We start from the raw sequence: 13384 nt of genomic DNA, 5'->3' as shown, positions 1-13384 counted from the left end.
GTTCATAGCCATAGTTGACGATTGGTAAATCAACTAGACGTTGTATGGTGGCTACTGCGGGATTTGAACCTGCGACCCCATCATTATGAGTGATGTGCTCTAACCAACTGAGCTAAGTAGCCTAAATAATGTAAACACACTATTTCAATGTATGGTGCGGTCGGAGAGACTTGAACTCTCACACCTTGCGGCGCCAGAACCTAAATCTGGTGCGTCTACCAATTCCGCCACGACCGCGGTGCTGAATAATTCAATTAAGAATTCTCTAAGCAAGAGTTCATAGCCATAGTCGACGATTGGTAAATCAACTAGACGTTGTATGGTGGCTACTGCGGGATTTGAACCTGCGACCCCATCATTATGAGTGATGTGCTCTAACCAACTGAGCTAAGTAGCCATCTTTTCGAGCGAGACAATATAATCAATCTCACTGCGAGTGTCATCATCTTTTTCAGAATAATGCCACTTTTTAAAGAGTGGCTGGGCTACCTGGATTCGAACCAGGGAATGCTGGCATCAAAAGCCAGTGCCTTACCGCTTGGCGATAGCCCAACAATCGACATCTCTAAGAGATATCTAAATATGGTGCGGACGGAGAGACTTGAACTCTCACACCTTGCGGCGCCAGAACCTAAATCTGGTGCGTCTACCAATTCCGCCACGTCCGCATTATTTCCTAAAAACTCATCGAGAATGAATCCAAATAAGCGTTTAGGAAATGGTGGCTACTGCGGGATTTGAACCTGCGACCCCATCATTATGAGTGATGTGCTCTAACCAACTGAGCTAAGTAGCCATTTCCAAATTGTCTTTCCCACCAAGAGCGAGTCTCGTTGGGAACGGGGCGCATTATGCGTAGTTGAGCCAAAACCGTCAATAGTTTTTTGTAATAAATCCAGATAAATCTATTGTTCGGTTTCTTTTTGAACAAAGCGCTGTGTTTGTGATCGAAAAGTGCTTGTGAATCAACAAAAATAGTCAGGTTAATAATTAATGAGCAAAGCGTTACTAACTGTTAAAAACAAAAGAACCAGCTTAGTTGCTGGCTCTTTATACACGTAACACAAGAGGGGCTAACCTATTGAATTATACGTTGAAGCGGAAGTGTACGACGTCACCGTCTTTAACGATGTAATCTTTACCTTCTAGACGCCATTTACCTGCTTCTTTTGCGCCACTTTCACCCGAAAATTGGATAAAGTCATCATAACCAACAACTTCAGCTCGAATGAATCCTTTTTCAAAATCGGTGTGGATTTTACCAGCAGACTGAGGTGCGGTCGCGCCAACTGGAATCGTCCATGCACGAACTTCTTTAACGCCAGCAGTAAAGTACGTTTGCAGAGTCAATAATTCATAGCCTGAACGAATCACACGGTTAAGACCAGGTTCTTCAATGCCCATGTCAGCTAAGAACTCTTCACGATCTTCATCGTCTAGTTCAGACAGCTCAGATTCAATAGCCGCACAAACGGCAACCACAACGTTGTTCTCTTTTTCTGCGTACTCTCGAACAGCGTCTAGGTATGGGTTGTTCTCAAAACCATCTTCGTTGACGTTAGCGATGTACATTGTTGGTTTCAATGTAAGAAAGTTAAGGTAACCAATAGCTGCTAACTCTTCTTTACCTAGATCAACGGTGCGAGCCATGCCGCCTTCAGTGAATACCGGCAAAAGCTTTTCAAGTACGGTGATCTCGAACTTCGCGTCTTTGTCTCCGCCTTTCGCTTTTTTAGCGTTACGTTGAATAGCACGCTCGCATGAATCTAAGTCAGCCAGTGCAAGTTCAAGGTTGATGACTTCGATATCATCGATCGGAGAAACTTTACCCGAAACGTGAATGATGTTTTCGTTCTCAAAACAGCGAACAACGTGACCGATAGCGTCAGTTTCACGGATGTTTGCTAGGAATTTATTCCCTAACCCTTCACCTTTTGAAGCACCAGCAACAAGGCCAGCGATATCAACGAATTCCATCGTTGTTGGCAGAACCTTTTGAGGGTTCACGATTTTCGCAAGTGCGTCTAATCGTAGATCTGGTACCGGTACGATGCCGGTATTTGGCTCGATAGTACAGAAAGGGAAGTTAGCGGCTTCGATGCCAGCTTTAGTTAGTGCATTAAATAGCGTTGATTTACCGACATTTGGCAATCCAACAATGCCACATTTAAAACCCATGATATTAACCTTATTCTGCTTTGAACGTATGTAAGCGGTTTTGTGCTTTGGTGAGGCCATCTTTCAATAAGATGTCTAGGCAGCGTACAGACTCGTCAACTGCAGCATCTAAGCATTCTTGCTCTTTTGCTGGGGCTTTACCAAGCACATAACCTGAAACTTTGTCTTTATGCCCAGGATGGCCAATGCCAATTCTTAAGCGATAAAACTCTTTATTATTAGCCAGTTTGCTAATTGTGTCGCGCAGGCCATTATGCCCACCGTGACCGCCACCCTTTTTGAATTTAGCCACGCCGGGTGGTAGATCTAATTCATCATGGGCGATCATGATCTCTTCTGGTTTAATTTGATAAAACTTAGCCAACGCCCCAACGGCTTTCCCTGACAGGTTCATGAAAGTCGTTGGAATAAGCAGGCGGAGATCTTCGCCATTGATGAGGATACGGCCAGTTAACCCATAAAACTTAGTTTCATTTTTTAGGGTAACGTTATGAACTCTAGCTAACTCTTCAACGACCCATGCTCCCGCATTGTGGCGAGTTCGAGTGTATTCAGGGCCGGGATTCGCTAGACCAACAAGCAGTTTAATTTGTTGACTCAAAGTTAAGATCTCTCTGGATTATCAAAAAGCGCCGTATCATATCACAGAAAAGAGGTTTGGCTCTAGCGCGTGTAAGGATATAAAAAAAGCACTTCGTTTAAGAAGTGCTTTTATCATTTTAAGCTATTTTAGGGGGCTTTCCCTAGGTTCGCTTAAGAGGTTTATTAGCTAAACATCGCAGAGATTGACTCTTCATTGCTGATACGACGAATCGCTTCAGCAAGCATGCGAGAAAGGCTTAGCTCAGTTACTTTACCTGTTGCCGCCATCTCAGGAGATAGGGTAATAGAATCGGTAACGATAACTTGGTCAAGAACTGAGTTCTTAATGTTTGCAGCAGCAGTACCCGAGAAAACAGCGTGCGTAGCGTAAGCAAATACTCGCTTAGCACCGCGCTCTTTTAGCGCTTCCGCTGCTTTACAGAGTGTGCCACCTGTGTCGATCATGTCATCAACGATAACACAATCACGACCTTCAACATCACCAATAAGGTTCATTACTTCAGAAACGTTAGCACGTGGACGGCGCTTATCAACGATAGCGATGTCTACGTCACCTAGTGCTTTAGCTGTTGCGCGAGCTCGAACTACGCCGCCTAAGTCTGGAGAAACCACAACAGGGTTGTCTAGACCGCGGTTAGCCATATCTTCAAGAAGCACTGGAGTACCGAAGATGTTATCTACAGGTACATCGAAGAAGCCTTGAATTTGCTCAGCGTGTAAATCGATAGTCAAAACGCGGTCTACACCAACGTTAGACAGGAAGTCTGCAACAACTTTTGCAGTAATTGGCACACGAGCAGAGCGTACGCGACGGTCTTGACGTGCATAACCAAAGTATGGGATTACAGCAGTAATACGGCCCGCTGAAGCACGGCGCATTGCGTCAATCATTACCACCAATTCCATTAGGTTGTCATTGGTTGGCGCACAAGTAGATTGAATCAGGAATACATCACTGCCACGAACATTTTCGTTGATTTGAACAGCGACTTCGCCATCAGAAAAACGGTCTACAGTAGCGTCGCCAAGAGAAATGTATAAACGATCAGCAATACGTTGGGCTAGTTCAGGTGTTGCGTTACCAGCAAATAGCTTCATATCAGGCACGGTGGAAACCTCAGGGTTGCGTCCAGTTTTAAATAAAGTCGGTGTGGGCTGATTGGTATTCAGCCAAGGTCTCTTTTAAAGGGGAAATATTTCGCCCTTTCGCAACAAATGCGGAGACCGTATCAGAGAGTTGCTCTTGTACAAGTATAGCGTCATTTTTGTTGCTAAATTCAGCAAAAATACACGAACCTGTTCCAGTCAATCTTGACGGCGCATATTGTAGCAGCCATGAAAGTTTCTGATCAACCTCTGGGTACAGCATTCGTACTATTTTTTCGCAATCGTTTCCGTAAACCCCGTTCATTAGCTTTTCTAAGGGTTGTTTTTCGGTGTTACGTGTTAAATTTGGGTGTGTGAATATGTCTGCTGTTGCAATGCTTACGGAAGGCTTTATGACGAGATACCATTTTTCTTCGGGTTCCGCTTTAGAGAGTTTTTCACCCACACCTTCTGCAAAAGCAGCGAATCCTCGCACAAATACGGGAACGTCGGCACCCAGTTTTAAGCCAATAGTCGCGAGGTCGTCATCGGAGAGCTCTAATTGCCATAAATGGTTCAATGCAACTAACACTGTCGCTGCATTCGACGACCCACCGCCGATTCCCCCGCCCATTGGTAAAACCTTATTGATTCCTATCTTGGCGCCCAAGGTGCAGCCAGAATACTCTTGAAGGGCTGTCGCGGCTTTCCAGATAAGATTATCAGTGGTTGCGACGCCTTCAACTGGGTTTAGCAGGGTGATCACACCGCTAGAGTCCGCGGTTATTTCCAAATCATCACCATGATCGACAAATTGAAACAGGGTTTGCAGTTCATGATACCCGTTGTCGCGCTGACCCGTGATATAGAGGAAGAGATTGAGTTTAGCCGGAGAGGGCCAATAAGTGGTGGTTGGTATCATGCGTTATAAGGTCCACTTGGTGATGACTAAGTTGATGACTGTGTCTTGATGAATTAGTTTGATTTTTTTCGGTAACGGGAGTGGGGCACCCATGTACTCAATGTCTTGAAATGATAAATACTGCAATTCCCAAGGCTGCTGTCCGACCAATTTGGTTAAAGAGCTCAGCGTATTATTCTCGCTAAGTTGAAAATTATCTGCAGACGTTGGATTTCCAAGCAACCAATCTTGGAGGTGCTCTATGGGAATGGTTAACCCTGTTAATTGTTCAATTAATACATCGGCACTGGCGTGAGAAAGGTTTTGCCCATCATAGGTTTCGACAGTCGTACCCTTAGGGGTGACAGATAGGTTTAGGACGGTTTGACCAATGAAGGTGCTTAAACGTAACTGACTTGCGTCTGGGTTGTGCTTCCACTGAAAATTAAGAGACTGCCTTTGTTCTGGTGCGATGTAGCCCAGCTTTCCAACCGATTGATATTGCTTGATTGATTCAAGTTTTAGCTGATGCGCTTGCCATTCCACGCTGGTTTGGCTTTCAGGTAAGGTTGAACAACCCGAGAGAAAAAAGAAACAGAGAGCAAAAGGTAGAAGTCGTCGAAAGTTAATCATAACTGGTTGCGCTTTAAACAATTGTCGATGGCTAATAGCCCTAACTATATCATTGATATCACGAACTCAGTAAAACAAATAGCCTTCGCCCTTTTAATAACGAAAGGCATCAAGTAAAATTCTGAACCAATTTGTATTTCCCTTAGTTTGAGAACCTTCTATACATGTCCCTGCTCGTTATTGGCATTAATCACAATACAGCGTCTGTTGACTTGCGTGAGAGAGTGGCGTTTGGCCCTGATAAACTCTCAGATGCGTTAACGCAGCTAGAAGCGAACGCAAATGTGAATGGCAGTGTCATTTTATCTACGTGCAACCGCACAGAGATTTATTGTGATACGAAAACGGCATCGAAAAACAAGGTGATTGATTGGCTAACACAGTTTCATCAAGTTAGCCCTGAAGAATTAAAACCGAGCATCTATGTGCATGAAGAGCAAGCTGCGATTCGACATCTCATGCGAGTGTCCTGTGGATTAGACTCTTTGGTATTGGGCGAGCCGCAAATTTTGGGTCAGGTGAAACAAGCCTATTCAGATGCGCGTGAAGCAAAATCGGTCAATGCCACTGCAGAGAAGCTGTTCCAAAAAACCTTCTCAGTTGCAAAGCGAGTTCGTACTGAAACAGAAATAGGCAGTAGCGCGGTGTCTGTTGCCTATGCGGCTTGCACGTTAGCAAAACACATCTTTGAGTCCTTGGCTGATTCAACCGTGTTGCTTGTGGGAGCCGGAGAAACCATTGAGCTTGTGGCTAAGCACTTAGCGAGTAATGGTTGTACAAAGATCATTGTTGCTAACCGAACCCGAGAGCGTGCACAAGGCCTTGCGGAACAGTTTGGTGCACAGGTCATTAGCTTAGAAGAGATCCCAGAGCATTTGCCAAAAGCCGACATCGTGATCAGTTCTACGGCGAGTCCGCTTCCTATCATAGGAAAAGGTATGGTCGAATCCGCGCTCAAAACGCGTAAACATCAACCCATCTTGTTCGTCGATATTGCGGTTCCAAGAGATATTGAGTCACAAGTAGGCGACCTTAACGATGCTTACCTATATACTGTCGACGATCTTCAGTCCATTGTAGATAGTAATATTGAGCAGCGAAAAGTCGAAGCGATACAAGCTGAAGCCATTGTAAGTGAAGAAAGTGCCTCATTTATGACATGGCTAAGGTCACTTCAAGCGGTAGATAGTATTAGAGAATATAGAAAATCTTCCGATGAAATTCGAGAGGAATTGCTAGCAAGAAGCGTACAGTCTCTATTAGCCGGTGGAGAGCCAGAAAAGGTATTGCTTGAACTCAGTAATAAGCTAACAAACAGACTGATACATGCACCGACTCGCGCACTTCAGAGTGCAGCAGAGCAAGGGGAACCCGCAAAACTTGCCGTAATAAGGCAAAGTCTCGGGTTAGACGAACTAAAGTAGTCATAAACCGACCGCTCAAAAAATAGAATTTTATTTAGAAGGTCACTTATACAGTGACCTTTGTAACCTAAGTTAAGAAAAGAATTATGAAAGCATCGATTTTAGTAAAGCTTGAAACACTCGTTGAACGCTATGAAGAAGTTCAACATCTACTTGGTGACCCAGATGTCATTGGTGACCAAAACAAATTCCGAGCTCTTTCACGTGAGTATTCTCAACTTGAAGAAGTGACTCAGTGCTTTCAAGCCTATCAGCAAGCTCAAGGAGATCTCGAAGCCGCTGAAGAGATGGCGAAAGAAGACGACGCTGAAATGCGTGAGATGGCACAAGAAGAAATTAAAGAAGCAAAAACGACTATCGAGCGACTGGCTGATGAATTGCAAATTCTACTATTGCCAAAAGATCCCAATGATGAGCGCAACTGTTTCCTAGAAATTCGAGCGGGAGCCGGTGGTGATGAAGCGGGTATCTTCGCAGGTAACCTTTTCCGTATGTACTCTAAGTTTGCTGAGAAGAAAGGTTGGCGCGTTGAAGTGATGAGCAGTAACAACTCAGAGCAAGGCGGCTTTAAAGAAATGATTGCTAAAATCAGTGGCGAAGCTGTTTACGGGACAATGAAGTTTGAATCAGGCGGACACCGAGTTCAACGCGTACCAGAAACAGAATCGCAGGGTCGCGTTCATACGTCTGCGTGTACCGTTGCGATTATGCCTGAAATCCCAGAAGCGGATTTACCTGAAATCAAAGCTGGTGATCTAAAAATCGATACCTTCCGTGCATCGGGCGCAGGTGGTCAGCACGTTAACACGACTGATTCTGCTATTCGTATTACTCACTTACCAACGGGTACTGTCGTCGAGTGTCAAGATGAGCGTTCACAGCACAAGAACAAAGCGAAAGCGATGACAGTGTTGGCCGCTCGTATCGTTCAGGCGGAAGAAGCGCGTCGTGCGGCTGAAGTCTCTGATACTCGTCGTAACCTTCTTGGCTCTGGTGATCGTAGTGACCGCATTCGTACTTACAACTACCCACAAGGTCGAGTTTCAGATCACCGTATAAACTTGACTCTATACCGCCTTTCAGAAGTACTAGAAGGCGATCTACAAAGCCTTGTTGACCCAGTCATTCAAGAGCACCAAGCAGACCAACTCGCTGCACTTGCAGACAATAACTAGGTTAGCGTTATTCGTGTCGACTGTAGAACAAACGATGAAGAGCGCAACCAGCGCTCTTGAACAAAGCGGCAGCGAATCGCCGAATTTAGATGCCGGTGTGCTGCTTTGCCACTCTTTAGACAAACCTCGCTCATTTTTACTTACTTGGCCAGATAAAGAGTTGACGGAACTCGAGCTGTCGGGCTTTGAGCCGTTATTGCAACGCCGTATTAACGGTGAACCCATCGCGTATATTGTGGGGGAAAGAGAGTTTTGGTCATTACCGCTTAAGGTGTCTCCGACCACTTTAATCCCTCGTCCAGATACTGAACGCCTAGTTGAAGTGGCATTGGATAAATCCACTGGTCAATCTGGTCCTATCCTAGATTTAGGGACAGGAACGGGGGCGATTGCGCTCGCTTTAGCGTCTGAGTTACCAGAACGTGAGGTGGTTGGGGTAGACTTAAAAGTAGAGGCTCAACACCTTGCAACCGAAAATGCGCAAAGCCTCAATATCCGAAATACACAGTTTTTGTCTGGAAGTTGGTTTTCCCCTCTTGAAGATGGAACAAAGTTTGCTTTAATCGTTTCTAATCCACCGTATATTGATGAGGCCGATCCACACCTGTCCCAAGGCGATGTGCGTTTTGAACCCATGAGTGCCTTAGTAGCAAAAGAGAACGGACTTGCTGATATCCGTCATATCACGCAAACCGCGGTCGACTATCTAGAAGAAGATGGCTGGTTGATGTTTGAACATGGATTTGAGCAAGGCCGACGGGTTCGTGACATATTGGCAGCATCGGGTTATCAAGGCATTGAAACAGTAAAAGATTATGGAAATAACGATCGAGTTACCTTCGGTCAATGGAAGAAAAAATAAATAAGAGAGATAGCAATGTACGAAGGACTTAAACATTTTCACATGCTGACAATAGCACTGAGCGCGACCCTTTTATCGGTTCGCTACGGCTTGATGATGGCAGACTCTAAATTATTGAATAACCCAGTGTTAAAGCGCTTCCCGCATATCAATGATACGTTATTGTTACTGTCTGGTTTTGGTTTGATGTACATCACAGGTTTCAGCCCACTAAGCCCGAACGGCGCTTGGTTAATGGAGAAGTTTACCTGTATTTTGGCGTATATCGCGTTGGGCTTCTTTGCCTTGAAATTAGGTCGCAATAAACTATTGAGAACGTTCTCTTTCTTGGGCGCGTTAGGTTGGCTGATCATGGCCGCCAAAGTGGCGTTGACAAAAACACCGATCTTTTTAGGTTAACAAATCAAGGTGGTTTTCTTGCAACGCACTTGAACACTAATAAGCAAAATGATCATGGGGAGTAAAAAGGTTCCTATGATCCATTTGCAAACCAAGTGCAAGGCAGAGTGAGTTTTATAGGGCGTCTATTTCATGAAAATCCATGAAAGTGATCGCTAATGTAGAGCCCAATCCACACTAAATGAATGAAGAATAGGTAAAGGCAATAGTTGATGTTGGAACTATTTGACGAAGATTTTGATTCGATGGAACTCGCGGAAGGGGCATTAATGCTCAATAAAGCAGTGAACCCAGAGACAGAGAAAAAATGGGCCGAAAATGAGCTCGAACGTCTATTTGTGGAAGCGGAATTAGCGCTATGCCATGAAGTAGATGAAAAGTTAAAGTTTGAAGCCTTTCTAAGACTCTTCTATCAGGAGTGGGGTTTTCAGGGGGACAAAGACGCCTATTTTAACTCTAACAATGCGTTTATCGACAAAGTATTAGAGCGCCGTAAAGGCATCCCTGTCAGTTTGGGTGCGCTTATTTTATACCTCGGACGCAAGCTAGGGTTTCCTATTGAAGGGGTGACTTTCCCAACGCAGTTTATTCTCAAACTGACTTGGTACGGTGAAAAGCCAGTGTATGTTAACCCGTTCGATGGAGAGTATGTCTCTCTGCACACGCTAACATCTTGGTTAAAAGGACAAGAAGGGCAACTGGCAAAAGTGAAGTCGAAGCACCTTGATGCCGCGGATAATCCGACAGTCATTGGTCGTTGGTTAGCGCTGCTGAAAAGCTCTCTTCTCAGAGAAGAGCGCTATACTTTGGCTTTGCAGTGTTCGAACCTTGCGTTAACGTTTGTCCCAGACGACCCATATGAGATACGTGACAGAGGCTACATCTATCAGCAGTTAGATTGCCATCAAATCGCCACATTAGATTTTCAGTATTTCGTTGACCAGTGCCCAGACGATCCCGCCGCTGAATTGTTGAAGAACCAAATCAGTGCAATGAGTGAAACAGCGGTTGTCATCCATTAATAGACCAAGGCGAATTTTCTTGATGAGTGGCAACTGATGGCCTTCATCAAATATAAGAAATTAAAGCCCTGAGCCATAACTTTATAGAGAGATTAAAATGGAACAAAAAGTAGTTAACGTTGGTGATATTCCAGTAGCTAACGATAAGCCATTTACTTTGTTTGCTGGAATGAATGTTCTAGAGTCTCGTGATCTAGCCATGCAAATCTGTGAGCACTATGTAAAAGTCACTGAGAAGTTGGGCATCCCGTACGTATTCAAAGCGTCATTTGATAAAGCCAACCGAAGCTCTGTGCATTCTTACCGTGGCCCTGGTTTGGAAGAAGGCATGAAAATCTTCCAAGAGCTTAAAGAGACGTTTGGTGTAAAAATCATTACTGACATCCACACCGAAGCTCAGGCACAGCCAGTTGCAGATGTTGTTGATGTCATTCAGTTACCTGCATTTCTTGCTCGCCAAACTGACCTAGTAGAAGCGATGGCGAAAACGGGTTCGGTCATCAATGTTAAGAAACCACAGTTCATGAGCCCGAACCAAGTGGGGAACATCGTTGATAAGTTTGCTGAATGTGGCAACGAGAATATCATTCTTTGTGAGCGTGGTTCATGCATGGGCTATGACAACCTAGTCGTGGATATGCTTGGTTTTGGCGTGATGAAAAAGGCTTCAAACGGCAGCCCAATCATCTTTGATGTGACGCATGCACTTCAGATGCGTGATCCTTCTGGTGCTGCTTCAGGTGGTCGTCGTGAGCAGACGGTTGAGCTGGCTAAAGCGGGTCTAGCAACGGGTATTGCAGGTCTCTTTATTGAAGCACACCCTAACCCAGACAAAGCACTGTGTGATGGGCCTTCTGCATTGCCGCTTGATAAACTTGAACCATTCTTAGCGCAAATGAAATCGCTAGATGACTTGATTAAAGGTTTTGATTCTATTGATATTAGATAGTATCGAGACTCACTTCGAGTCAATATATTGAATACTTAGCCAGCTCGTCGCTGGCTTTTTTGTGCGTCAAGTTTGTCCCTGTCCAGATAGATATAAAGTCCCGAATAAGAAAAAACTTTCCATATATGCCTTACTTCACAGTAAAACGTTTGCCTGTGATCCATTGAAATTTGATATGAAAACTCGCTGAACTGTTACAGGTTATTCACGGTTTTTAGGAGATCTAGTTAACATAAATATGAAATCAGCATGTTCGGGTTGCTCTGTTAATTTAAACTAGTTCAAGTTTTATAGAGCCATAAGCACCGAAACCTCGGTGAAGACTATTCTTTATGGATCGATATTTACGCAGTGGATCCCCCAACAGTTCAAAGGTATGACAATGAAGCAAGGCCTAATTCTAAAAACGACGCTAAGCGCAGCAATTCTTGCCACTCTAGCGGGTTGTGCAACTCAACCAGCACACGAGTGGGACGCAGATACTACATATAAACTGACTGTTTTACACACCAATGACCACCATGGTCGTTTCTGGCAGAACAAATACGGCGAGTACGGTATGGCCGCTCGTAAAACATTAATCGACGAATTGCGTACAGAAATTCGTGCTGAAGGCGGCAGTGTTCTACTACTATCTGGCGGCGATATCAACACTGGTGTGCCTGAGTCTGATCTTCAAGATGCAGAACCAGATTTCAAAGGCATGAACAAGATTGGCTACGATGCAATGGCATTGGGTAACCATGAGTTCGATAACTCTCTAGACGTGCTAGCAAAACAAATCGATTGGGCAAACTTCCCAATGCTGTCTGCGAATATCTACGACAAAGCATCGGGTGAGCGCAAGTTCCAAGCCTATGAAATGTTTGAGAAACAAGGCATCAAGATCGCCGTGATTGGTTTAACAACTGAAGATACAGCGAAGATTGGTAACCCAGAGTTCATCGCCAGCATTGATTTCCGTGATCCAAAAGCGGAAGCGAAGAAATTGATTGCTGAGCTAGAAGAAACGGAAAAACCTGACTTGATCTTCGCTGTGACGCACATGGGTCACTATGAAGACGGCAAGCGTGGCATTAACGCGCCAGGTGATGTTGCTTTAGCGCGCTATCTTGATGAAGGGTCTCTGGACATGATCGTTGGTGGTCACTCTCAAGAGCCTGTATGTATGGAAGCACCAAATGTCGTGACGAAGAAATTCAAACCAAGTGACGAGTGTAAGCCAGACATGCAAAACGGTACTTACATCGTTCAGGCTCACGAGTGGGGCAAATACGTTGGCCGTGCTGATTACGAGTTCCGCAATGGTGAACTAGAAATGGTGAGCTACGATCTCATTCCTGTGAACCTTAAGAAAAAGGTCAAGGTTGATGGCAAGAAGCAACGCGTTCTGATTGAAGAAGAAATTGCTCAAGACGAAGAGTTACTCGAATTCTTGCGTCCTTATCAAGAACAAGGCCAAGCGCAACTCAACGTTAAAATCGCTGAGATCAACGGCAAGTTAGAGGGTGATCGAAACGTCGTTCGCTTCCAACAGACGAATCTAGGTCGTTTGATTGCAACAGCGCATATGGAGCGAGCACAGGCTGATTTCGCTGTGATGAACTCTGGCGGCGTACGTGATTCAATTGAGTATGGTGATGTTACTTACAAAGACGTACTCATTGTTCAACCATTTGCCAATATCCTTACGTACACGGATATGTCAGGTGCTGAAGTCATTGATTACCTAAACGTTGTCGCAACCAAGCCCGTTGACTCTGGTGCATATGCTCAGTTTGCAGGCATTTCTATGACCGTTGAAAACGGTGAAGTCTCCAATGTTTTCATTGGTGGTAAGCAGTTACGCCTTGATGATACGTACCGCTTTACTGTACCTAGCTACAATGCAGCGGGTGGTGACGGTTACCCTAAACTGACCGGTCATGCTGGTCATGTGAATACGGGCTTTGTTGATGCGGAAGTACTGAAAGACTACCTAGAAGCAAACAGCCCGGTTGATGTAAACCTTTACGCACCATCAGGTGAAATGGTTTACAAGTAACTAAGCGGTAAAATGATTTCACAACGAAACCGTTGAGGCTTACCTCAATGAAGCGTTGAAATCGAATCAAGCGGTGCACAGTGTGCATCGCTTTTTTTTGGTTCATCG

The 13384-nt window shown here is 44.7% G+C and carries 12 protein-coding genes and 6 tRNA genes; 7 read left to right on the top strand and 11 right to left on the bottom strand.

Going from position 1 to position 13384, the window contains the following annotated elements; genetic code table 11:
• Positions 1 to 45: 45 nt before the first annotated feature.
• From BCU12_RS01310 to lolB, 11 genes are all read right to left on the bottom strand, one after another.
• Positions 46 to 122, bottom strand: a tRNA-Met gene (locus BCU12_RS01310).
• Positions 123 to 152: 30 nt separating this feature from the next.
• Positions 153 to 237 (bottom strand) — tRNA-Leu (locus tag BCU12_RS01305).
• Positions 238 to 320: 83 nt separating this feature from the next.
• Positions 321 to 397 (bottom strand) — tRNA-Met (locus tag BCU12_RS01300).
• An 80-nt stretch (positions 398 to 477) separates the two neighbouring features.
• Positions 478 to 552: transfer RNA gene (locus BCU12_RS01295), tRNA-Gln, on the bottom strand.
• Positions 553 to 583: 31 nt separating this feature from the next.
• Positions 584 to 668 (bottom strand) — tRNA-Leu (locus BCU12_RS01290).
• Positions 669 to 719: 51 nt separating this feature from the next.
• Positions 720 to 796 (bottom strand) — tRNA-Met (locus BCU12_RS01285).
• Positions 797 to 1086: 290 nt separating this feature from the next.
• Complete coding sequence (gene ychF, locus BCU12_RS01280) at positions 1087 to 2178, bottom strand: redox-regulated ATPase YchF (protein ID WP_102402600.1); 1092 nt, start codon at positions 2176 to 2178, stop codon at positions 1087 to 1089.
• 10 nt (positions 2179 to 2188) lie between these two features.
• On the bottom strand, positions 2189 to 2779 hold the full coding sequence (gene pth / locus BCU12_RS01275; protein WP_102402599.1) for an aminoacyl-tRNA hydrolase: 591 nt from the start codon (positions 2777 to 2779) through the stop codon (positions 2189 to 2191).
• Between the two features lie 164 nt (positions 2780 to 2943).
• Complete coding sequence (locus BCU12_RS01270) at positions 2944 to 3888, bottom strand: ribose-phosphate pyrophosphokinase (protein ID WP_102402598.1); 945 nt, start codon at positions 3886 to 3888, stop codon at positions 2944 to 2946.
• 28 nt (positions 3889 to 3916) lie between these two features.
• On the bottom strand, positions 3917 to 4789 hold the full coding sequence (gene ispE / locus BCU12_RS01265; RefSeq protein ID WP_102402597.1) for a 4-(cytidine 5'-diphospho)-2-C-methyl-D-erythritol kinase: 873 nt from the start codon (positions 4787 to 4789) through the stop codon (positions 3917 to 3919).
• Between the two features lie 3 nt (positions 4790 to 4792).
• Entirely contained in the window at positions 4793 to 5401 is a 609-nt protein-coding gene (lolB, locus tag BCU12_RS01260) for a lipoprotein insertase outer membrane protein LolB (protein WP_102402596.1), read from the bottom strand.
• Between the two features lie 164 nt (positions 5402 to 5565).
• Between lolB and hemA the strand changes: the two genes are divergently transcribed.
• The 7 genes from hemA to ushA all read left to right on the top strand — a co-directional run bounded on the left by hemA (position 5566) and on the right by ushA (position 13276).
• Positions 5566 to 6825, top strand: a complete 1260-nt coding sequence (hemA, locus tag BCU12_RS01255; RefSeq protein ID WP_102402595.1) for a glutamyl-tRNA reductase — start codon at positions 5566 to 5568, stop codon at positions 6823 to 6825.
• Between the two features lie 86 nt (positions 6826 to 6911).
• A complete protein-coding gene (gene prfA, locus BCU12_RS01250) occupies positions 6912 to 8000 on the top strand; it encodes a peptide chain release factor 1 (protein WP_102402594.1) in 1089 nt (362 codons plus the stop codon).
• A gap of 13 nt (positions 8001 to 8013) precedes the next feature.
• Complete coding sequence (gene prmC / locus BCU12_RS01245; protein ID WP_277871243.1) at positions 8014 to 8862, top strand: peptide chain release factor N(5)-glutamine methyltransferase; 849 nt, start codon at positions 8014 to 8016, stop codon at positions 8860 to 8862.
• A 15-nt stretch (positions 8863 to 8877) separates the two neighbouring features.
• Positions 8878 to 9261 (top strand): SirB2 family protein, encoded by a 384-nt coding sequence (locus BCU12_RS01240; RefSeq protein WP_102402592.1) that lies wholly within the window; start codon positions 8878 to 8880, stop codon positions 9259 to 9261.
• A gap of 212 nt (positions 9262 to 9473) precedes the next feature.
• Positions 9474 to 10283, top strand: a complete 810-nt coding sequence (locus BCU12_RS01235) for a SirB1 family protein (protein WP_102402591.1) — start codon at positions 9474 to 9476, stop codon at positions 10281 to 10283.
• A gap of 97 nt (positions 10284 to 10380) precedes the next feature.
• On the top strand, positions 10381 to 11232 hold the full coding sequence (gene kdsA, locus BCU12_RS01230) for a 3-deoxy-8-phosphooctulonate synthase (protein ID WP_102402590.1): 852 nt from the start codon (positions 10381 to 10383) through the stop codon (positions 11230 to 11232).
• Between the two features lie 382 nt (positions 11233 to 11614).
• A complete protein-coding gene (gene ushA / locus BCU12_RS01225; protein ID WP_102402589.1) occupies positions 11615 to 13276 on the top strand; it encodes a bifunctional UDP-sugar hydrolase/5'-nucleotidase UshA in 1662 nt (553 codons plus the stop codon).
• Positions 13277 to 13384 lie beyond the last annotated feature (108 nt).

It is taken from the genome of Vibrio sp. 10N.261.55.A7 (genome assembly GCF_002877365.1).
Taxonomy (GTDB): domain Bacteria; phylum Pseudomonadota; class Gammaproteobacteria; order Enterobacterales; family Vibrionaceae; genus Vibrio.
Note: the sequence above shows the minus strand (reverse complement) of the source record. Positions and strands in the feature narration are given on the sequence as shown.